This window comes from Vibrio phycocola (assembly GCF_053850235.1).
On record NZ_JBSQDJ010000002.1, the window covers coordinates 492,271 to 513,565 of the forward strand.

The window sequence follows — 21,295 nt, forward strand, 5'->3', positions numbered from 1 at the left end:
ATATAAAAAGCCGAGTTACTAATTTAGTAATTCGGCTTTTATTTATCAATCAATTTATTTAGAAAATTATTTATTGATGATATTAACATGATTACGATAACATAAATTAGGAGTCTATTTTTCGATAAGCGAAATAGGCTCCTAATTTATCTGGATATATTTAAACTTTATTACGAGAAAATATATAGCATTAAGCAGGATTGAGAGATAATAACTCGTGGTTATTTTTCAATAAGATATTTGAGGCTAATCGGGCTGCATCCGCATCTTTATTCATGATTGCTTGATATACAGCGCGATGTTCTTTTATGCAGAAGTGACCACGAACAGAGGTATGATCGAAGAAACTACGGTAAACCGTAGTGAGCACGTTACCAAAAGGGGTAAAGAAATCATTAGCCGTTGATTGGAAAATGAGGCAATGAAAGTTAAGGTCAGCGTCGGTCCATGCATCCGCATCTTGAGTTTTGCTTGCACTCTCCATACTGTTAAAGTGAAGCGTTAAACGTTCGCGTTGCTCTTCGGATGCATGCAATGCACTAAATGCGCATGCTTCAGGTTCTATTGATTTACGTAACCCTAAAAATTGTTCCAAAAAGTGTTGTGGATCTTCACCATCTTTTAGCCATTCAAGTAACTGCCTATCCAAAAACTGCCAATGTTTACGAGGCTGAATAAAGGTGCCAACTTTAGGCTTGGAGCTAATGAGGCCTTTAGAAGCCAGTAGCTTGATTGATTCCCTTAGCGCAGTGCGACTGACACCAAATGTTTTACAAAGCTCGAGTTCATTGGGAAGTTTAGAGCCAACTGGTAACTGCCCATTGATAATTTGAGTGGCGATTTGCTGGGCGATATAGACATTGAGCCTATAGGTCATCGGAGTAAAAGAGAATGTATCGTCGCTCATTGTTATGTACTCATAAGAAGGCCGTTAAATGACTGGCAAAAACATCTCATATTGTGTAATTACTCGATATAGATATATAAAAGCTTGACAGGTATCATGCATATCGTGGTATTAACACAAGGGTGAGATAAATAACTAAAATTATAATTATTTAATGTTAAATAGAATTATAAATGTAGGTAAATAATACAATAATACCTATATTCGTCAATCAAAGGAGTGATGTGAATTGATAAGAATCTATAATTATGTGATCGACCTCTAATCTAAGTAAGAGCGCTGCATTTATTACCAATAAATATAGCGAGGATAATGCCTTTCTCCTATATAAATAGTTGTTAATCCGAAATAAGTGGAGGATTGGCATAATAATGGTACAATGTAGTTAAATATTACAAAAATCAAATTTGAAGAATAATAACCTTATGAAAGACAGTGAATTTAATTTAATCGGCGGTTCGAAACGAAGTTTGCATGTGCAAGTTGCACGCGAGATTGCACGTGGCATCTTATCTGGGAAATTGCCTCAAGGGTCTATTATCCCATGTGAAATGGCATTATGTGAGCAGTTTGGAGTAAGTCGTACCGCACTACGTGAAGCAGTAAAACTGCTTACTTCAAAATGTTTGCTTGAGTCTCGACCAAAGATCGGAACCCGTGTGGTTCACCGCTCTAACTGGAATTTCTTAGACCCACAATTAATCGAGTGGATGGACGGTATTATTGATAGTGCCGAATTTTACCATCAATTCTTAGGGTTACGTCGAGCTATTGAACCAGAAGCTTGCGCATTGGCGGCAAAATCGGCGACTGTAGAGCAACGTATTGAACTAACGGAAACCTTCCACAAAATGTGTGAAGTTGCCGAAGATTCTAAAATTAATGGCTTTGACCAAGATGAGTGGACTTCTGTTGATATGAAATTCCATAACTTGATCTTTAACTCAACTGGCAATGATTTCTACCTTCCTTTTGGTAATATTTTAATGACGATGTACAAAAATTTCATTGTTCATTCATCACAAGATGGTGGCCTATGTTTACAAGAACATCGTGATATCTATGAAGCAATCATGGCTGGTAATTCTGATAAAGCACGTGAATGTTCTGCAAGTCATTTACAAGAAGTGAAGCATCGTCTTCCTCCTCTAAGCTAATATCGCGCGAATTCAAATTTTGTAATATTCAGCAGTTGAGTTTGACTCAGCTGCTTTTTTTTTGCCCTAAACATTAATTACGATATACTGGCTATCATATTACAATATTATTTATGAGGGTTTATGGACGACTCATTGCTTGTCAATATCGAACAGTATATCTCTGCTGTTGAGCCATTTAATAATTTACCGCCAGAAGTAATCAAGGAATTAGCCGCTATTGTTAAAATCACCTACCTTCGCCGTGGTGAAATTATTGATCCTTGCGATGATTCAGAGATGTATTTATACATTGTCAGAACCGGCGCAATGGAGCAGCGAAAATTAGATGGGCAATTGCGTGCAAGGTTGGGTCGAGATGATATCTTTGGGTTCACATTCTTAGATGGAGATACGACGGAAGATCGACGTTATACTGCGATTGCAATCGAAAACACCCTACTGTATCTGATTCCTCAAACTGCTTTAGTTCTATTATTTGAACGTAAACCCGAGTATGCAGAATTCTTTGCCTCTAGAGCACAAATCCGTTTGAAAACAGCCTATGACGTTGTGTGGTCGAATAAAGAGAAAGGCTTATTTATAAAGCGAGTGGGGGAAGTAGCCAGTAGTGTTATCGCGGTGGTTACCTCAGATATGTCGATAAAAGATGTCGCTCATGAAATGCGAGTCGTTAAGCGCTCATCGTGCGCCGTTATTTATGAAAATAACCAAATTGTCGGCTTGATTACAGATAGAGATATGACAAAACGAGTGATTGCCAATGAGGCACCGTTTTCTGACCCTATTAGTTCAGTGATGACTCCAAATCCATTTATTGTAAGTCCAGACGCATTAATCTTGGAAGCGGCTTCTATGATGATGGAGCACAATATTCGTAATATTCCGGTGGTAAAAGACGGGCATGCTATTGGATTACTAACAACATCGCATCTTGTGCAAAATCACAGAATGCAGGCCATTTTCTTGATCGAAAAAATTAAGTATACCGATAGTGTTGCAGAATTAGCGGAATTAACTTCTGAGCGCCAAGTTATCTTTGAGGCTTTAGTTGAGGGGAAAGTCGCACCGGATATTATTGGTAAAGTCATGTCTATGATTATGGATGCTTACACGCGTCGATTAATTCAGATGGCGATTGACCGCTTTGGTGAGCCACCTTGCGATTTTAACTGGATTACAGCAGGATCTCATGCTCGGAATGAGTTGAATATTACGTCGGATCAGGACACCGCTTTAGTATTATCCGATGATGCGACAAAAGGTGATAAAGTATATTTTGGTCAATTAGCATCTTATGTTTCTAATGGACTTGACCAATGTGGTTATCCACTGTGTAGTGGTAAATATATGGCGGCAACACCTAAATGGTGTCAGACCGTTTCCGTTTGGAAAGAGTATTATAAAAAGTGGGTGAATAACCCAGAATATGAGTGCCTACTAAATATAAGTGTCTTTTTAGAAATAAGGTCGGTATATGGTAACTCTGAATATACTGTGATATTGCGTGATGAACTTCACCAAAATATTAAACTAAATGAAAGCTTCTTACCTGCGTTAGTTCGTGATGCAGTAAATACACACCCACCACTTGGAATATTTAATAGCTTTGTTTTGGAAAAAAATGGCGAGCAAAGCAAAGTACTTAATATTAAAAAATATGCGATTAATTTAATTATTGATCTAGCCCGTATTTACGGCTTGGCAATTGAATGTCCATCGTCAAGTACTCAAGAGCGTTTCCATTCAGCAATGGATGCTGGGATTTTAAGTAATGATGCTTATAAAAATATTATTGGGGCATATCAATTTATTGCACAATTTCGCTATAGCCAACAAGTAGAACAGTTGAAACAGGGAGAGATTGCAAATAATTATATTGATCCAAATACCTTTGGCAGTTTTGAGCGACAACACTTAAAAGACGCATTTAGAATTATCGCCGATTTACAAGATGCCGCAAAATTACGATTTGGTTCAATTAATCATTAATTACTTTATTGGATTACGATCTTCAGTTTCGATTAAGTATCATCATTGCAACTAATATAATTGAAATGATGAATGTCAGCGAACTCCCTACATTTTTGGGTGTAATCCAAATTGGGCTAATTAATCATGTTATTGTTTCATATATAGTATCGGATCTTCATTTTGAACGAATAACATGAATGGTGAAATACGATAGTGTAGGCAGTTTTATTGCCACTGTTTGCATTATTAATTTACTCAAGAGTTCTTTGATATTGGTATTTGGAAGCATTCTATTTGTTTAAATGATTAATCCATATCCATTGCAAAGGACTATTGATCATAAGCTACGGCAATATTTGGATACATAATTTAAATTTAGATATTCTAGGACGATAGCTATTTGGCTCTTTATTTTAGTTATTTTATTTAAATTTCAGTTACTTAAATGTTTTTACTTTTATTGGACAAGGGACGAGGAATTTGACCTTATTCGTTATTTCACGTAAGGTAAGTGATTCAATAAAGTTAAAAATAAGTGCTATGGAGTAATTATTTGAACTAAACAGAGATTTTCATCGCTTTGACTTGTCGGGATAGTTGCGAACAAACGCAATGTGTTCAATTAGGTTTGAACAGAAAAGTCAAAGCCATAAAAGTCACTTAGTAGGTGGTTTGGACAGGTTTTGTCGTTAATTCGCGTCAGTGGGTTAACAACGAAGGTAAACTATAGGCAGTCGGTTTTGTTGTGCGACCGTTGTAGCTTGTCGATGTTAATTGTGTTTTCAAATGATCATTCCGTTTGATATCTAATGAGAGAAACGGAGACGAAAATGAAATTGAAGTTTTTAGCGCTACTTGCTGTAGCCAGTCAGTCGGCCTATGCCGCTGAGGAATGTGGAAAAGTGACTATCGCAGACATGAACTGGACGTCTGCAACACTTATCGCAAATGTCGACCTCTTCATTCTAGAAAATGGCTTTGGTTGCGACGCTGAACTGGTTCCTGGTGACACAATGCCAACTAGTACTTCTATGATCGAAAAAAATGAACCAGATTTAGTTCCAGAAATGTGGGCAAATGCGGTTACAGATTTACTTAATCAAGGCGTTGCTGATAAACGTATCCGCTTTGCTGGTCAGTCTCTGAGCGATGGTGGTGAAGAAGGTTTTTGGGTTCCTAAATATCTTGTCGATAAATACCCAGAGATGAGCACTATCGAAGGTGTTATCAAACACGCCGACCTATTTAAACACCCAGAAGATCCAGAGCTTTCTGCATTTTATGGTTGCCCTGCTGGTTGGAACTGTCAAATTTCATCAGAAAACTTATTCGGTGCGCTGAAATTGGAAGAAGCCGGTTTTGAACTTCTTGATCCAGGTTCAGGTGCTGGTCTTGCTGGTGCTATCGCTAAAGCTTACGAACGTGGCCAAGGTTGGTTTGGTTACTACTGGGCACCAACAGCGATCCTTGGTAAGTATGAAATGGTTAAAGTCGATTTCGGCACGGGTGTTGATAAGGAAGAATTCCTTACTTGTACATCAAGCATAGATTGTGAGTCACCTAAAGTGACGATGTACCCACCTTCGATCGTTAGCACTGTTGTAACTGAGTCATTTGCTGTTAGAGATCCAATGATTATGGATTACCTAAATAAGCGTTCATTTACAAACCCACAAATGAACAGTCTTTTAGCTTGGATGGAAGACAACCAAGCTGATGGCGAAGTAGCAATGGAACACTTCCTTTCTGAATTCCCAGAAATCTGGCGCCCATGGTTGGCACCAGAAGTTGCTGATAAAGTCGCAGCAGCGCTATAGATGATAAGAATGGCCAGCATTTGCTGGCCTATTTCATTGCTGTCATCAATTTCTTAGTTTATTCGATTTGATTTTTATTGAGTTATTCATTGTATTAAACAGTGAAGATCTTAAGTTAATTATTCTAGCTACATAAAAGTTCTGAAAAATCATTGTTTTGGTTATAAAACGATGATCATAAAGTAAATTAAAAGAGGTAATTTATTATGGCGGATGCGTCCTGGTTAAGTCAGATTCCGGAGATGGATCGCTCTGATTTGATCACAATCCGTAAGACTCTAGATGGAGCTTATCGTAGCTTTTCTAGAGAGTATGGAGAAGCGATTGAATCAATTTTTGACCCTATGTTAAGTTTTTTGATTTGGTTCGAGAAACTGTTGCTTAGTTCACCTTGGTGGTTAGTCATTGCTTGTGTCACCGGTCTTGTATATTTGGCAAGTCGCTCATGGAAATTATGTGTGGGTGTGGTGGTTTCCTTAATGCTGATAGGTTACTTCGGTATGTGGGAAGACACGATGAGAACCATGAGTATTATTACCGTCAGTACTTTGATGGCGATCGTTTTTGGTATTCCTATTGGTATTGTGATGGCTCGTTCTGACAGAATGCGTTCGTTAATCACACCTGTTCTTGATTTAATGCAAACGATGCCAGCCTTTGTTTACCTTATCCCGGTCGTAATGTTGCTTGGAATCGGTAAAATCCCTGGTTTAATTGCGGTAGTTATTTATGCCATACCACCTGTAATTCGTTTGACTAACCTTGGTATTCGACTTGTAGACCGAGAGGTATTGGAAGCGGCTACAGCATTTGGTGCGAGTCCGACACAAAGACTACTTGGCGTTCAATTGCCTCTAGCAATGCCAAATATCATGGCGGGTATCAACCAAACGATTATGATGGCTTTGTCTATGGTCGTTATTGCTTCGATGATCGGAGTCAAAGGGTTAGGGCAACCCGTTCTGAAGTCTATTACTAACCAATACTTTACTCTCGGACTTTTAAATGGTTTGGCTATTGTGGTTTTAGCTATTATTTTTGATCGAACGTCACAAGCGTATGCTAAACGTACCCAAGCTCATTTGGGAGGAAACCAACATGACTAAGCCACTTATTCAAATTAAAGGGCTTTATAAGCTGTTTGGAAGTAACCCTCGGAAATATATGCCGTTGGTTCATGAAGGTATGAGCAAGGATGATATTCTAGCAAAGACTGGTCATACATTGGGATTGAAAGATATCAACTTAGATATCAATAAAGGCGAAATCTTTGTCATTATGGGGCTTTCTGGCTCTGGTAAATCAACGCTGATTCGTCACTTCAATCGCCTAATTGATCCAACAGAAGGTGTGATTCTGGTTGAAGACACCGATGTAATGAAGCTCAATGAAAAAGAACTAGAAACTTTTCGACGTAAAAAAATGTCGATGGTATTCCAACGTTTTGGATTATTACCTCATCGCAATGTTATTGAAAACGTTGCTTATGGTTTTGCAGTACAAGGCATACCTAAGTCTCAACGTCTTGAGAAAGCCAATGAGTGGTTAGAAACTGTAGGTTTAGGTGGATATGGTAAGCAGTTTCCAGCTCAACTTTCCGGTGGCCAGCAACAACGTGTCGGTTTAGCTCGAGCTTTGTGTACTGATGCTGAAATCCTTTTGATGGATGAAGCTTTCTCAGCATTGGATCCATTGATTCGCTCTGAAATGCAAGATCAGCTAATTGAATTGCAGCAGAAACTACATAAAACCATTATATTCATTACACATGATCTCGATGAAGCACTGCGACTAGGTGATCGAATTGCGATTCTGAAAGATGGAGAAATGGTTCAGCAGGGCACACCTGATGACATATTGCTTAACCCTGCAGATGATTATGTAGAAGCGTTTGTTAAGGATGTGAACCGAGCTCGTGCATTGACAGTTGAAACTGTGATGAAGCCACCTGCACTTCGTATCACAACTGACAGTATTGATGAAGCTCTAGCGCAGATGAAACGTGTTAAAGATGACTACGGTTACCACGTAACGAAAGCCGGTTTCCAAGGTCTGATTACACAAGAGGCGCTAGAAGAAGCCTCACGTCAAGTCGGCTCTGATGCGTTTGATAATGATATTTATGAAGAAGTATCGACGATTGCACCTGATGCATTATTGGAAAGTGTTATTTCTGATACGCTAGAATGCGATTATTCATTACCCGTGGTTGATGAAGACGGTAATCTGAAAGGTGAATTGGACAGAAGTACACTTGCTGAAGTTCTTTCTGATTCTGACTCTGACGAAGCCGAAACAAAACCAGAGCAGATAGCGTAAGCTAACTTTTGATCTGAAAAAACTAGGCGTTTCTCGCATGAAAATCATCGTGCGATGAAGCGTCTTTTTTTTGGCTTAAATTTGAATATATAGAGTCGTATAAGTGTTCTAAAAGCAACGACTATTCGTCGATATTTGATAAATGGAAAGCGTCAAGTCTGAGCATGACTTACTCTTCTATTATAATACAATACATAAGTGTAAAGTCTCATAGCATCATTAAACATTGTTTGTCGTTCCAGCTTGAACACTTTCGCTTAGTAAGTTTATGACTAGCCCGATTTTCAATGTTTTATCACTTTAAATGGGTCGAAGCGCATATAGTGAGGTGTATTTGCATGATAAATACGCATATTAATTTGTGATCAAGTCACATAATGCACACGTAAGTGCCATTTTAGGGCACTCAATGATTGCGAAAACCTGTGTTCAGGTATATTCTACTCGGGTACTTTGGACATATAATAATACATTTAGGAGTTAAACATGACTAAACCAGTCATCGGTTTCATCGGCCTTGGCCTTATGGGCGGCAATATGGTTGAAAACCTACAGAAACGCGGCTACCAAGTAAACGTAATGGACCTTAGCCAAGATGCAGTTGATGCTGTTCTTGCTCGTGGGAATGCCACTCAATTTACTTCAGCTAAAGAATTAGCAGCAGCGAGTGACGTTGTTGAATTCTGTCTTACAACTTCTGCTGTTGTTGAAAAGATTGTTTACGGTGAAGAAGGTGTTCTAGCCGGTATTAAAGAAGGTTCAACTTTAATCGACTTTGGTACTTCTATCCCTGCTTCTACTCAAAAAATTGGTGCTGCTCTTGCCGAAAAAGGCTGTGGTATGATCGATGCTCCTCTAGGTCGTACTCCTGCACACGCTAAAGATGGTCTATTGAACATCATGGCTGCCGGTGAAATTGAAACTTTCAATAAAGTTAAACCACTTCTAGAAGAGCAAGGTGAAAACGTATTCCATCTTGGTGCACTAGGTGCTGGTCATACAACTAAGTTGATCAATAACTTCATTGGTATGACAACTGTTACTGCTATGTCTCAAGCATTCGCAGTTGCTAAAGCAGCTGGTGTTGACGGTCAGCAATTATTTGACATCATGTCTGCTGGTCCATCTAACTCACCATTCATGCAGTTCACTAAATTCTACGCTGTAGATGGTGAAGAGAAGTTAGGTTTCTCTGTAGCAAACGCAAACAAAGATTTAGGTTACTTCCTGCAAATGGTTTCAGACTTAGGTTCTGAGTCTCCAATTGCTGAAGGTACTTCTAAAGCGCTACAAGCTGGTGTTGATGCTGGTCTTGGCCAAAATGACGTACCTGTAATTTTCGATTACTTCACTAAACTAGAGAAGTAATTCGATCAAAACCTATCTGTGGTTAGACAGTACTGTTTGTTATTGTTTGACTGCAGTTAGGTTTATCTTCATTCTCCGCTGGAAATCTTCTCCCTCTAATAATTAGATTCATACTTCATTTTAATTTTATTCGTTTAATCAAATGGTTACTTTAATCCATTATTGTATGTAAACAATACAATTGCCATGGTGACGTTGTAACTTTAAAGATGAAAATCTTTACGAAATAACTGAATCAAAGAGAGGATGTTAGTGGATTACGAAAAATAATGAGTGTAGAAGTCGCTAGGAGGCTTTCTAATCACGCTTTATATCGTAGCGTTTTCTGCCAATAATTTATTTTGCTGATATAAACGGTATATTGTGAATAAATTCATCGCCGTTAATGTCGCTTCTAGCAGTGTTCCGCCAATCGATCCCACTAAGATATTGTTAGTTAACCAGCAAAATGAAGCGAGAAGAAATCCGACTCTCATTGCAATCCCTTTCAACATAAAGACAGTGAATGTTCCAATTGTCGCGCCCATAACCGACCATATTTGCCACCACGATTCAGTCAGATATAGGCCAAGTGACAATGTCACAATGATGAAAAAGATGGCAATATATTTAGAGCTTGTATAAATAGAAGTTCCTGTTCTTAACGCAGAAATGAAGGAGGCAAGCGCTGATACCGTCGAACCAAGTAACAAGTAATGAATCATATGGTTAAGGTTAAACGCACACATAATCATCTTTAGGCGGCGGTCATCTTTTTGGTAGAAAGCCCACATTCCAAGGCCATAACTCACAAACCCCAAGGCTTGCGCAAACCACATATCCATTAGTTAAATTCCCAGGTAAAAAACAAAATGTTATTACGACCGATAAGACATAGGTTCACTTAAACGGGATAGTTATCAAATCCCATTTGCAGTGAAATATTTCGGCATGCATTGTGAAGTAGATTGACATAATGACTCAAGTTATCGTCATTAAACCTAAGGGTCGGGAGAGAGATTGATAGACCAGCAATCACTGTTCCAAAGCGATCATATACTGGCGCAGCAACACAACGAATGCCAGATTCTTGTTCTTCATTGTCTTGAGCGAAATGGTTACCCTTAACGGTCTTTAATTCTATGAGTAACTGGTCGATATCTTTGATGGTTCGCTCGGTATGCTGAATAAATTCAATATCTTTTAAGGTATCTCGAATGAATGGTTCATCCTTTTCTGCTAACAATACTTTTCCTATGGCAGTACTGTAGAGTGGGTTGCGTCTCCCGATTCTAGATTGCATACATAGGTTATATTTTGAATCGATCTTATGAATATAGATAATCGCATTTTCATCGAGAGTGCCCAAGTGAAGAGCTTCCATCGTCTGTTCAGAGATGAGGTTCATTTCTTTGTGAGCAATGGCAATAAGATCGACATATTCTAGGGATTTAGAACCGAGTTCAAAGAGTTTCAGAGTTAATGAATACTTATCGGCTTCGCCTTCTTGAGCGATGTAACCAAGTGATTTCATGGTTTGCAAAAAGCGGTAAGTCGTGGCCTTAGACATCATCAGACGTTGCGATAATTCCGAAACCCCGATCTCTTTTTGCTCGCCGAGTGCTTGGAGAATATTGAACACTTTTAATACTGACGAGACAGCTTCAGGTTGGGTTGATTTTTCCATCACTCTTTACTCATAACTTTAGTTACCAACATTATATCTGTGGGATACCGATATTCCAGTTTTTTTAAAAACCGATTTCAAAATTATGAAACCGTGAGCACTAAACTACCACGAGTTTATCGTCGCTGTCATCTTTACGTAGGCGTAAAGTTATAAAAAGAGTACACTGCGTAGCGAATTTACCTGAACAAAAAGTTAGAGATCACATGTCATTCAAATCATTGGAATTATCAACGCATTTAGTATTAGCATTGGAAAAGCAAGGCTATAGTAAGCCGACGCCAATTCAGGAAAAAGCGATTCCGATAGCTCTGAAAGGTGAAAATCTAATCGCGGCTGCGCAAACCGGGACAGGTAAAACCGCCAGTTTCGTCTTACCTATTTTGGAAAGACTATCTCACGCGGAAACCCAACGTAAAAAGCGAGTTAGAGCTATTATTCTTACGCCTACTCGTGAGCTAGCGATTCAAGTGAATCGTAGTATTTCGAATTACGGAGAAGGCGGTAACTTGAAGTCGTTTGCCATCTATGGTGGTGTTGACTATAAAGAGCAGAAACAAGCGTTGATCGATGGTGTCGACATTGTGGTGGCAACTCCAGGACGCTTAATCGATTTATATGGTCAGCATGCTATTCATTTTGAAGAAGTAGAAGTCCTTGTCCTCGATGAAGCTGACCGTATGCTCGATATGGGATTTATTGAAGATATCAATAAGGTACTTGACCGATTACCTGAACAGATTCAATTTTTACTCTTTTCAGCAACCCTCTCTAATCCTATCCGAGATTTAGCCAAATCTGCCATATCTCAAGCTCACGAAATAGTCCTTGCGAAATTTGATGCATCTAAAGAGGCCATTAATCAGTGGTTGGTCACGGTTGATAAAGATAAGAAATCAGCGCTGCTTGCCCACTTATTGGATGAAGGAGAGTGGTCACAAGCATTGATTTTCATTGAAACCAAACATGGTGCTGCAAAACTCGTTCAACAATTGGAAAAACGTGGTATTACATCGGAAGCTATACACAGTGGACGTAATCAAGCGTCACGAACACGTGTATTGGAAGAATTTAAGCAAGGGAAGGTTAAGTATTTGATTGCAACAGGTGTTGCGGCTCGAGGAATTGATATTGAGTCCTTACCTTGTGTTATTAACTACGATTTGCCTTATCCTGCCGACGAATATATTCACCGTATCGGTCGAACTGGACGTGCTGGTAACTCGGGTGAAGCAATCTCCTTAGTTTCGAAAGATAACTTCAAAAACTTATGCATGATAGAAAGTCGGTTAGGTCACCTGTTGGAGAGGCGAGTTATTGAAGGTTTTGAACCAAGGAAAGAAGTACCTATTTCGATTCTTAATTATGTTCCGAAACATAAGCGTGAGAAAGACGCTTAATTGTAATGATGAGGAATTAGAGATATGAAAATGGTATGTGGCAATTGTCGTCAATTTGAACGGGCAAAGGATAAGCCCGTTTCTATATGCGGTGCTTGGGGAAACCCGACAACACCAATGCGGGCTGGCTGTGAGTTTTGGATGTTAAAACTTACAAGAGATGTGAAAAACGAATCTCTAATAGCAAAAAATAATTAAGCGATGATTTGGTTGATTTCAACGCGATTACGGCCAGCTTGTTTGGCTTTATATAATGCGTTGTCGGCAAATTTTAACACTTCATTTGGCTTGCCACTGGTTTGATTGTCGCTAACCCCAATGCTTATCGTTACATTCACTTTTTCAACTTCATTTTTGCGTCGACGCTTAAGAGCACCAACTTTATCGTTTTTAGGACGAGATGCCTCATTACGTAATACCATTTCATAGTCAGCGATATCTTGACGCAAATCATTTAGAAAGGGCTGTGCGGACTGTGCATCTTTACCTTTAAATATAATCGTAAACTCTTCTCCACCATAACGATACGCTTTTGCTTTTCCTCGTACGGATTGAATTCGGCTTGCTACTAACTTGAGTACATCATCCCCCGTATCATGACCATAAGTATCATTAAACTTTTTAAAATGGTCGACATCTAACATGGCGATAGAGAAGTTACGACCAAGGTTTTTCATGTCTATTTCTAATGCTCGGCGACCGGGAAGGTTGGTCAAACGGTCATTAAAGGCCATTTGCTGCCCTGCGACAATGAGGTAAATAATTGACATAACGCCAGCCAAGCTAAACAAAATAGAAGAGATAAAATCAATATGGAAAAGAATAAACGTGCTACTTGATAAAAGAATTGTCGTGTACACACAGCTATCGATAATTCGATTTTTGTTTAATACATAGATTGCTGTAATGCCAATGATTGCGACTAGAAAAAGAGTTAATAGAAATGGTAAATGTGATATTGAAGGTATCGCGGTTAACAGCGTACTTTGCTCGACGAGAAAATTCGTATCTTTTGCATAACTCACGATTAATTTTGCCCAAAGGACAAAAGCACCAAGGGATAGTAAATAGAAGAAATAGCTTTTATTTAGCAAATCGGTATTTTTGAAAAGATACGTCAGAATAATAGAAATCGGTAAAAGTAAGCTGAGTAATGTTAACTCTAGCAAGGTCGTTCCCGACGACAGAGGTACTTGAAGACGTGTTTGGATAATATAGTAACTGACTAGCATGACCGACGACAACATACCCATGCGACTTTGCTTGAAGATCTGGGCGACAAAAATCGAGATAACAAACAAAATATAGGGTAGGTGTTGGATCAGATCTTGATTGTTAGCATCAACTAACAGGTGATGCTGACTACTATACAACCCCGCTACTACGAGCAGAAGTGGTAAAGTAAACCGAACCCAAGGTGTGCTAAGCAGTAAGCTAGACATAAGTTAATAATTCGCTGAACACGTGCTAATTAGATGATAGTATTTATTAAGCATACTTTGAATTATCAAATTTCCAAGTTTTTTGGGAAAAATTAATTTTTATGTTTAGTCTAAGTCTTTGATTTTGCGATTTAGAGCACTAAGTTGAATAATTTTTGTAAAAGAAATGGTCAATTTGTTGATTGACGTATTATTCTTAATCAATAAGCATAATTGTAAAGTTAGGAGATTCAATGCAAATCAGTGTAGATGTTCATAATTATATGGAAGTTCTTGTTGGGCAGCTGTTAGCCGGTTCAAGTTACGTTGATAAGTACAATGACGAACAATTGGCAGATCTGGCGTGTTTGGCCTTAAGTCAATTGCGACCTGTGTATATTCGTCACGATATCGACTTTTTAGCGGCTCTCCCGTTGGGGAAAATGGATACTTTAAAGCAATATGCAAATGATGCCGTCTTGGCTGCTGAATCAATGATTATTAATGACCAAAGAAAACGCAGAGATACCGATATTCCGGTTGTTATTACAAGCCAGCGCAGCGAAGATCTAGAACTTGAATGGTATGAAAAACCGATCGTGAATAAAATTAACTAATAGTAGGTAAGGGGAGTTAAGTGGGCTTTTTATCCCGTTTGTTTGGTGGCTCTGATGATCAGGCGCCGAAAGATGAGTACGCTAAAGTTGAACCGGTGGAACACAATGGTTTTTCGATATATGCCAGTTCGATAAAGGAAGGTAGTCAATATCGAGTTGCCGGGAAAATCGAGAAAATGGTTGATAACGAATTACTATCTCACAGATTCGTTCGCTCCGATGTTTTAGCGTCACAAGGTGATGCAAATGATTTGATGATAAATAAAGCCAAAGTATTTATTGATCAAATGGGCGAGAATATCTTCCAGTAAAGCAAAATCATTGATAGATATCATATTGATAGAAGCCACAAGTAGCTAAACTTGTGGCTTTATTTTTATAGAATATTTACACAAGCGTATAACTAGTATTTAATGTGCGACCGGCAAGGTAACATCTTAGAATTGATTCGTTATAAATCGTTGTTTTTTCGAAGAACAATGTCAAATTATTTATAATAAATCATACTTATCCATGTCGTTATATTATAAATAAATAATCTATTTGGGCCCATAGTCAAGGATTTGAAATGCAGATTGGAGTACCTAAAGAAACACTAGCGGGAGAGTCGCGAGTGGCTGCATCACCGAGTTCGGTACAGCAGTTAATTAAACTTGGATTTGATGTAATTATTGAATCTACCTCAGGAGATAAAGCGAGTTTTGATGATTCAGCATACGAAGCCTCAGGGGCGAAAGTGGTGTCTACATCAGAAGCGTGGAATGCAGACATTATTTTTAAGGTAAATGCCCCTTCGGACGACGAAATTTCTTACCTTAAAGATGGTGCTTCGTTAGTCAGTTTCATTTGGCCAGCTCAACATTCAGAATTAATGGAGAAGCTGTCGTCTAAAAACATTAATGTTATGGCGATGGACTGTGTTCCTCGTATTTCACGTGCTCAAGCATTAGATGCATTATCATCTATGGCAAACATTGCCGGATACCGTGCAGTTGTAGAAGCAGCACATGAGTTTGGTCGGTTTTTTACTGGGCAAATTACTGCGGCAGGTAAAGTTCCACCTGCTAAGGTCTTTATTGCAGGAGCAGGCGTTGCTGGGTTAGCCGCTATTGGTGCCGCTGGCAGCCTTGGGGCAATCGTTAGAGCTTTTGATGTTCGTCCTGAAGTAAAAGAACAAGTTCAGTCAATGGGTGCTGAGTTTCTAGAAGTTGAATTTGAAGAGGCTGCGGGATCGGGAGATGGTTACGCAAAAGAAATGTCCGACGAGTTCAACCAAAAAGCCGCAGAACTCTACGCAGCGCAAGCACAAGATGTTGATATCATTATTACCACGGCATTGATTCCAGGTCGTCCAGCTCCGAAGCTTATTACCAAAGAAATGGTTGATAACATGAAGGCGGGCAGTGTAATTGTCGATTTGGCAGCAGCCAATGGTGGTAACTGTGAATATACAGTTGCCGATGAAGTGGTGGTTACGGATAACGGTGTTAAGGTTATTGGCTATACCGATATGGTAGGGCGATTACCAACGCAATCTTCGCAACTTTACGCTACTAACCTTGTCAACTTAACCAAACTTCTTTGTAAAGAAAAAGACGGTAATATCGATATCAATTTTGATGATGTTGTTCTTCGTGGTGTCACCGTGGTTAAAGAAGGCGAAGTGACTTGGCCTGCTCCACCAATACAAGTTTCTGCTCAACCTCAAGCGAAACCAGAACCTGTTAAAGCCGAACCTAAAGAAGAAGCGCCAGTTTCACCCGCGAAGAAAATTGGCGGGTTAATCGTTGGGTTAGGTGTGTTTGCGTGGATAGCTTCCGTAGCACCAGCCGCCTTCTTAAGTCATTTTACCGTATTTGTTTTAGCATGTGTGGTCGGATATTACGTGGTGTGGAATGTGAGCCATTCTCTTCATACGCCTTTAATGTCAGTAACGAACGCAATTTCAGGCATTATCGTTATTGGTGCATTGTTGCAGATCGGTCAAGGAAGTGGCGTTGTCACGTTCTTGTCTTTCATCGCGATATTAATTGCGAGTATCAATATATTTGGTGGTTTCACCGTTACCAAGCGTATGCTTGAAATGTTCCGTAAGAACTAAGGGAGTAGCGAATGTCTGCAGGATTAGTACAAGCAGCGTACATTGTTGCTGCTTTATTTTTTATTATGAGTCTCGCTGGGTTATCGAAACAGGAATCTGCAAAAGCAGGTAACTATTACGGTATTACAGGGATGACGATTGCGTTGATCGCTACCATATTTAGCCAAAGCACTTCGGGGATTACATGGATTATCCTTGCGATGGTTATTGGTGGTGCAATCGGTATGCATTTGGCGAAAAAAGTCGAAATGACTGAAATGCCAGAATTGGTAGCTGTACTCCATAGCTTTGTGGGTATGGCGGCGGTTTTAGTTGGTTACAATAGTTATATCGAAGCGCCCGAAATGGCGACTCATGCTGAACACGTAATTCATTTAGTCGAAGTATACTTGGGTATCTTCATTGGCGCGGTAACCTTTACTGGTTCGATAGTCGCCTTTGGGAAATTACGAGGTGTGATTAATTCTTCTGCACTGAACCTTCCACATAAACACAAAATGAATTTGGCGGCGATAGTCGTATCTACATTGCTATTAATTTACTTTGTGAATGTAGATGGAAGTCTATTTGCTCTGATCGTGATGACGTTAATAGCATTTGCATTCGGTTACCACTTGGTTGCATCTATTGGTGGTGCAGATATGCCAGTTGTCGTGTCTATGCTTAACTCATACTCTGGTTGGGCCGCTGCTGCTGCTGGTTTTATGTTGGCAAATGACTTGCTGATTGTAACAGGTGCATTGGTTGGTTCATCAGGAGCGATTTTGTCTTACATCATGTGTAAAGCAATGAACCGTTCTTTCGTAAGTGTGATCGCCGGCGGATTTGGCCAAGAAGTTGTTATTTCAGGTGATGAAGAGCAGGGTGAACACCGAGAAGTGTTTGTTGATGAAGTCGCGGATACTTTGAAAAACTCTAGATCGGTTATTATCACTCCCGGATACGGTATGGCAGTAGCGCAAGCTCAGTACCCTGTTTATGAACTGACTGAAAAGCTACGTTCAATGGGAATAACGGTTCGCTTTGGTATTCACCCAGTTGCTGGGCGTTTGCCAGGTCATATGAATGTGTTATTGGCTGAAGCGAAAGTTCCTTATGATATTGTATTAGAGATGGATGAAATCAACGATGATTTCTCTGATACTGACACAGTATTAGTAATTGGAGCGAATGACACGGTTAACCCAGCGGCACTAGATGATCCAAATAGTCCAATTGCTGGAATGCCTGTACTTGAAGTATGGAATGCACAACACGTGATTGTATTTAAGCGTTCCATGAGTACTGGTTATGCCGGAGTTCAAAATCCTTTATTCTTTAAAGAAAACACTCAAATGTTATTTGGTGATGCAAAATCTAGCGTTGATGATATTGTAAAAGCGTTATAGATTTTTAATGATAGATCAGTAGACAATTAGCCAGCGATATTCTCGCTGGCTATTTTGTTGTACATTAAGCCTATTCTTGACAACAATATAACATCTAGGACGCACTTCTCGACATAATGGCTAGAAGTGAAATGGTGAAGTATAAAGGCAGAGTTAGCGATAGAATGAAGTTAAGACTGATTTTTCTGATGTTTATATCGGCTAATGTATTTGCAGAATCTTTGCCTGAACGAATCGATGAATTTGTTCGTTTATTTGACTATCAAAATGCTACAGTAACTTATGATATTCGGACAATCGAAGCCGATTATCCAACACGTCTTTTAACACCAGAATCTCTCTTACCGCAAACGGCTAATTATCCAATTAAAGATATTCAACAGTTGTATAAACTGGCGGTTAACTGTACTGGTTCAATTCCATTAAGCCCATTGATCACCGAACCTCTCGTTTTTACACGGGCAATGTGTAATGGGACAAAACTTACAGCGCGTTGGTTTGCGAGAAGCTCTATGATTCACCCTGGTGGAGGCTCATACGCAGAGCGCTATATTGCCGTTCACCCAGATACACGTGAACAGCTATTAAAATACACACACATTCAAGAACGTCCAACTCGTCCTGTTACAACACTTTTAGGACGACTTCAGAGGATGGAATATACCGCTATCAATGCTTTATTGGGCGGAGCGACGATGTTTAGCTCCAACAATGAATTTTGGCTAAGAAAAGGCGATAGATATTTTATTTTTAACGAAAAGTTATGGACCGACAAGGCAGATAGCGTTGGTCTATCATACTCGTTTGCTAAAGATCACACGACTTGCTTTGTTCAACGTGGGAACTTGTGTTGGAATTTAAAAGATCAATCAGAGCTACTTCGCTACATTATGGTGGGGCTGGTTGTAGTGAATTTCTTATTAATTATAAGTTGGTTCATCTATCGAGGGAATTCTAAGCGTAAGGAACTTAAGAGTCGTATGTTGGTCTTACAAATATTGACTCATGAGCTGCGTACCCCTATTGCTAGTTTATCTTTAACTGTCGAAGGTTTTCGTCGTGAGTTCGAGGTTCTTCCTGAATCGTTGTATGAAGAATTTCGTCGATTATGTGAAGATTCAAGGCGGTTGCGCCAATTGGCTGAAGCGAGCAAAGATTATTTACAGTCAGATAATCAATCACTTGCGGCTGATTGGGTTCCGTCTATTCAAGAATGGCTAGAATTTAAAGTAGCTGAAGAATTTAAAGAAGATATTGAACTTGTTATTAACCAAGATATTGCAGCAAAACTGAACGTATATTGGTTATGGACGTGTATTGATAACTTATTACGCAACGCTTTTAAATATGGCGTTGCACCCGTAAAATTGGAAGTCATTACTTCAAGAGACTCGGTCATATTTAAAGTTATTGACCAAGGATGTCTAAATCGAAAACATTGGCGAAAATTGCGTAAAGCATTCGTGAGTGAAAGTGGCTTAGGACTTGGATTGACAATTGTTGAATCGATGGTGGGAAGAATGGGTGGCAGTATGTCTCTAATCGGCCCGCCTTCAACATTTATTTTGGAGATACCCTGTGAAACAGACGTTGCTTCTAGTTGAAGACGATAAAAACCTAGCGGATGGATTATTGGTAAGTTTAGAACAAGCTGATTATACCGTATTACATGCAGAACGCATTTCAGAGGTGAAACAACATTGGGATAAAGCGGATTTGGTGATTCTAGATCGTCAGTTACCAGATGGTGATTCAGTTTCGCATTTACCTGATTGGAAAAGAATTAAAGATGTGCCGGTTATTTTGTTAACCGCTTTAGTTACGGTGAAAGATAAAGTCGCCGGTTTGGATTCAGGAGCTGATGATTATTTAACTAAGCCGTTCGCCGAAGCTGAATTATTTGCGCGTATCCGTGCTCAGTTGCGTACACCAGAAAGTGGTATGTCTGATAATCAAGTGGTTACGGAAAACTTAGTGATTGATAAAGCTACCCGTGAGGTGCTGTTTGATGGCCAAGCTGTTACCTTAACTCGAACAGAATTTGATCTATTGCTCTTTTTAGCAAGTAATTTAGGCCGAGTATTTACGCGAGATGAATTACTAGATCATGTGTGGGGATATAATCATTTTCCAACAACCCGTACTGTCGATACTCATGTATTGCAACTACGTCAAAAATTGCCTGGACTCGAAATTGAGACTCTCCGTGGCGTTGGTTACAAAATGAAAGCTTAATTGATGAACAAAATTGCTGTTATGTTGGGTGCGCTTATGATGGTACCCACGGTTTATGCTGAAAATGATTGGTTTGCGAGAACGACACCTTTAGCCCAAGCTCATCAACATCTATTAACCGGTGAATTATCGGGGATGTTTGATTCTATGGTTGAAGTATGGCAGAACGCAGACTCGACTGATGTATCTGAGCATTTAAATGCATTAGCCTTACAGGGATTGGAATTAGATTGTGGTAAGGGATTTACCACACAACCGTTACCGAAGTGGATTAAGTCGGTAACGCTTCGACGAATTGAGATTCAAAGCCCTGGTCGCGACGCCTATCAATTTATCCTCGATGTTTCATCAACAGAAGAAATACAAGAAGTGTATATTCGACGTTGGGTAGATAAAGCGCCATCGGGTGAAAGCACGTTATCAAAAATTCAAAGTGACGATGTAACAAACTATATCCGCCGCTACAATATACCACAGAAACTTACTCCTGGTTTATACCGTGTCAGTGCTGTTAGGCTCGACGGATCAGAATGGAGTCAGTGGATCATTTTGGAAGAACCAGAAGCAAATCATTCGGTTCATTGGGTGTCCCAAGATGAATGGAAAGTCGTAAAATCAGCGTTGCCGAACTCCTATTGTCCGTTACCGAAACTGAATGTTTCTCTCTACAGTTTTGATGAAGGTAAGTACGTTGAAATCTGGCATAAAGCTTATGAATCTGATTACCCATTATCATTACCGCGTAACGTAAATGCGCCAAGCCGATATATTTTAGCGGTTTCTATGAATTATCAACGATGGCAAGGCCCGATTCTAATCGAGCAATCTCAAGTAATTAGTAAAACTTATGATGTTACCGACGATTAAAAAACAGTAAAGAAACCGTTCATCCTGCCGTTATAGGTAAAAACCCACAGAGGAATTT

19 protein-coding genes are annotated in these 21,295 nt (G+C 39.4%); 15 read left to right on the top strand and 4 right to left on the bottom strand.

All coding sequences use genetic code 11. The features are described from left to right. Positions 1–190: 190 nt before the first annotated feature. The gene (locus ACWU4D_RS05530; protein ID WP_456050398.1) at positions 191–907 is read right to left on the bottom strand and encodes a FadR/GntR family transcriptional regulator; all 717 of its coding nucleotides are present in this window, start codon (positions 905–907) and stop codon (positions 191–193) included. 425 nt (positions 908–1,332) lie between these two features. Here ACWU4D_RS05530 and ACWU4D_RS05535 point away from each other — a divergent pair, with 425 nt between their 5' ends. From ACWU4D_RS05535 to ACWU4D_RS05560, 6 genes are all read left to right on the top strand, one after another. Continuing rightward, positions 1,333–2,064, top strand: a complete 732-nt coding sequence (locus ACWU4D_RS05535; protein ID WP_456050399.1) for a FadR/GntR family transcriptional regulator — start codon at positions 1,333–1,335, stop codon at positions 2,062–2,064. 123 nt (positions 2,065–2,187) lie between these two features. Beyond that, on the top strand, positions 2,188–4,056 hold the full coding sequence (locus ACWU4D_RS05540) for a putative nucleotidyltransferase substrate binding domain-containing protein (protein WP_456050400.1): 1,869 nt from the start codon (positions 2,188–2,190) through the stop codon (positions 4,054–4,056). 812 nt (positions 4,057–4,868) lie between these two features. Continuing rightward, complete coding sequence (locus ACWU4D_RS05545) at positions 4,869–5,855, top strand: ABC transporter substrate-binding protein (RefSeq protein ID WP_456050401.1); 987 nt, start codon at positions 4,869–4,871, stop codon at positions 5,853–5,855. Positions 5,856–6,061: 206 nt separating this feature from the next. Continuing rightward, positions 6,062–6,961, top strand: coding sequence for an ABC transporter permease (locus tag ACWU4D_RS05550; RefSeq protein ID WP_456050402.1), 900 nt, complete (start codon positions 6,062–6,064; stop codon positions 6,959–6,961). Continuing rightward, positions 6,954–8,174, top strand: coding sequence for a quaternary amine ABC transporter ATP-binding protein (locus ACWU4D_RS05555; RefSeq protein WP_456050403.1), 1,221 nt, complete (start codon positions 6,954–6,956; stop codon positions 8,172–8,174). Before ACWU4D_RS05550 ends, ACWU4D_RS05555 begins: the two co-directional genes overlap by 8 nt. A 486-nt stretch (positions 8,175–8,660) precedes the next feature. Then, complete coding sequence (locus ACWU4D_RS05560) at positions 8,661–9,542, top strand: NAD(P)-dependent oxidoreductase (protein ID WP_456050404.1); 882 nt, start codon at positions 8,661–8,663, stop codon at positions 9,540–9,542. A 308-nt stretch (positions 9,543–9,850) separates the two neighbouring features. Here the strand turns inward: ACWU4D_RS05560 and ACWU4D_RS05565 are convergent, their stop codons facing one another. Together ACWU4D_RS05565 and kdgR are read right to left on the bottom strand one after the other, a co-directional pair. Continuing rightward, positions 9,851–10,366, bottom strand: a complete 516-nt coding sequence (locus tag ACWU4D_RS05565; RefSeq protein WP_456050405.1) for a YgjV family protein — start codon at positions 10,364–10,366, stop codon at positions 9,851–9,853. Between the two features lie 59 nt (positions 10,367–10,425). Beyond that, a complete protein-coding gene (gene kdgR, locus ACWU4D_RS05570; protein WP_456050406.1) occupies positions 10,426–11,208 on the bottom strand; it encodes a DNA-binding transcriptional regulator KdgR in 783 nt (260 codons plus the stop codon). Between the two features lie 206 nt (positions 11,209–11,414). On the opposite strand from kdgR, the gene ACWU4D_RS05575 reads away from it, so the two are divergent. Beyond that, positions 11,415–12,608 carry a DEAD/DEAH box helicase gene (locus tag ACWU4D_RS05575; RefSeq protein WP_456050407.1) on the top strand — a complete coding sequence of 398 codons (1,194 nt, stop codon included), beginning with the start codon at positions 11,415–11,417 and terminating at the stop codon, positions 12,606–12,608. Between the two features lie 24 nt (positions 12,609–12,632). Continuing rightward, a complete protein-coding gene (locus tag ACWU4D_RS05580) occupies positions 12,633–12,806 on the top strand; it encodes a hypothetical protein (RefSeq protein ID WP_456050408.1) in 174 nt (57 codons plus the stop codon). Here ACWU4D_RS05580 and ACWU4D_RS05585 read toward each other — a convergent pair. Further along, positions 12,803–14,050 carry a GGDEF domain-containing protein gene (locus ACWU4D_RS05585; protein ID WP_456050409.1) on the bottom strand — a complete coding sequence of 416 codons (1,248 nt, stop codon included), beginning with the start codon at positions 14,048–14,050 and terminating at the stop codon, positions 12,803–12,805. The two genes, ACWU4D_RS05580 and ACWU4D_RS05585, sit on opposite strands and share 4 nt — an antisense overlap. Positions 14,051–14,283: 233 nt before the next feature. Between ACWU4D_RS05585 and ACWU4D_RS05590 the strand changes: the two genes are divergently transcribed. The 7 genes from ACWU4D_RS05590 (at position 14,284) to ACWU4D_RS05620 (ending at position 21,237) form a co-directional block, all read left to right on the top strand. Then, the gene (locus ACWU4D_RS05590) at positions 14,284–14,646 is read left to right on the top strand and encodes a late competence development ComFB family protein (RefSeq protein ID WP_456050410.1); all 363 of its coding nucleotides are present in this window, start codon (positions 14,284–14,286) and stop codon (positions 14,644–14,646) included. 20 nt (positions 14,647–14,666) lie between these two features. Then, positions 14,667–14,957 (top strand): HlyU family transcriptional regulator, encoded by a 291-nt coding sequence (locus ACWU4D_RS05595; RefSeq protein ID WP_456050411.1) that lies wholly within the window; start codon positions 14,667–14,669, stop codon positions 14,955–14,957. 257 nt (positions 14,958–15,214) lie between these two features. Further along, the gene (locus ACWU4D_RS05600) at positions 15,215–16,747 is read left to right on the top strand and encodes a Re/Si-specific NAD(P)(+) transhydrogenase subunit alpha (protein ID WP_456050412.1); all 1,533 of its coding nucleotides are present in this window, start codon (positions 15,215–15,217) and stop codon (positions 16,745–16,747) included. A gap of 11 nt (positions 16,748–16,758) precedes the next feature. Continuing rightward, positions 16,759–18,135: a Re/Si-specific NAD(P)(+) transhydrogenase subunit beta gene (pntB, locus tag ACWU4D_RS05605; RefSeq protein ID WP_456050413.1), complete on the top strand. Its 1,377-nt coding sequence runs from the start codon at positions 16,759–16,761 to the stop codon at positions 18,133–18,135. A 164-nt stretch (positions 18,136–18,299) separates the two neighbouring features. Beyond that, complete coding sequence (gene vxrA, locus ACWU4D_RS05610; RefSeq protein WP_456050414.1) at positions 18,300–19,739, top strand: sensor histidine kinase VxrA; 1,440 nt, start codon at positions 18,300–18,302, stop codon at positions 19,737–19,739. Further along, positions 19,714–20,370 carry a response regulator transcription factor VxrB gene (gene vxrB / locus ACWU4D_RS05615; protein ID WP_456050415.1) on the top strand — a complete coding sequence of 219 codons (657 nt, stop codon included), beginning with the start codon at positions 19,714–19,716 and terminating at the stop codon, positions 20,368–20,370. Before vxrA ends, vxrB begins: the two co-directional genes overlap by 26 nt. 3 nt (positions 20,371–20,373) lie before the next feature. Continuing rightward, positions 20,374–21,237 (top strand): DUF2861 family protein, encoded by an 864-nt coding sequence (locus ACWU4D_RS05620; protein WP_456050416.1) that lies wholly within the window; start codon positions 20,374–20,376, stop codon positions 21,235–21,237. Positions 21,238–21,295: the final 58 nt, after the last annotated feature.

Bases quoted from the DNA above. Each gene is read 5' to 3' on its own strand.
- ACWU4D_RS05530 (WP_456050398.1), bottom strand. From the start codon at position 907: ATGAGCGACGATACATTCTCTTTTACTCCGATGACCTATAGGCTCAAT.
- ACWU4D_RS05535 (WP_456050399.1), top strand. From the start codon at position 1,333: ATGAAAGACAGTGAATTTAATTTAATCGGCGGTTCGAAACGAAGTTTG.
- ACWU4D_RS05540 (WP_456050400.1), top strand. From the start codon at position 2,188: ATGGACGACTCATTGCTTGTCAATATCGAACAGTATATCTCTGCTGTT.
- ACWU4D_RS05545 (WP_456050401.1), top strand. From the start codon at position 4,869: ATGAAATTGAAGTTTTTAGCGCTACTTGCTGTAGCCAGTCAGTCGGCC.
- ACWU4D_RS05550 (WP_456050402.1), top strand. From the start codon at position 6,062: ATGGCGGATGCGTCCTGGTTAAGTCAGATTCCGGAGATGGATCGCTCT.
- ACWU4D_RS05555 (WP_456050403.1), top strand. From the start codon at position 6,954: ATGACTAAGCCACTTATTCAAATTAAAGGGCTTTATAAGCTGTTTGGA.
- ACWU4D_RS05560 (WP_456050404.1), top strand. From the start codon at position 8,661: ATGACTAAACCAGTCATCGGTTTCATCGGCCTTGGCCTTATGGGCGGC.
- ACWU4D_RS05565 (WP_456050405.1), bottom strand. From the start codon at position 10,366: ATGGATATGTGGTTTGCGCAAGCCTTGGGGTTTGTGAGTTATGGCCTT.
- kdgR (WP_456050406.1), bottom strand. From the start codon at position 11,208: ATGGAAAAATCAACCCAACCTGAAGCTGTCTCGTCAGTATTAAAAGTG.
- ACWU4D_RS05575 (WP_456050407.1), top strand. From the start codon at position 11,415: ATGTCATTCAAATCATTGGAATTATCAACGCATTTAGTATTAGCATTG.
- ACWU4D_RS05580 (WP_456050408.1), top strand. From the start codon at position 12,633: ATGAAAATGGTATGTGGCAATTGTCGTCAATTTGAACGGGCAAAGGAT.
- ACWU4D_RS05585 (WP_456050409.1), bottom strand. From the start codon at position 14,050: ATGTCTAGCTTACTGCTTAGCACACCTTGGGTTCGGTTTACTTTACCA.
- ACWU4D_RS05590 (WP_456050410.1), top strand. From the start codon at position 14,284: ATGCAAATCAGTGTAGATGTTCATAATTATATGGAAGTTCTTGTTGGG.
- ACWU4D_RS05600 (WP_456050412.1), top strand. From the start codon at position 15,215: ATGCAGATTGGAGTACCTAAAGAAACACTAGCGGGAGAGTCGCGAGTG.
- pntB (WP_456050413.1), top strand. From the start codon at position 16,759: ATGTCTGCAGGATTAGTACAAGCAGCGTACATTGTTGCTGCTTTATTT.
- vxrA (WP_456050414.1), top strand. From the start codon at position 18,300: ATGAAGTTAAGACTGATTTTTCTGATGTTTATATCGGCTAATGTATTT.
- ACWU4D_RS05620 (WP_456050416.1), top strand. From the start codon at position 20,374: ATGAACAAAATTGCTGTTATGTTGGGTGCGCTTATGATGGTACCCACG.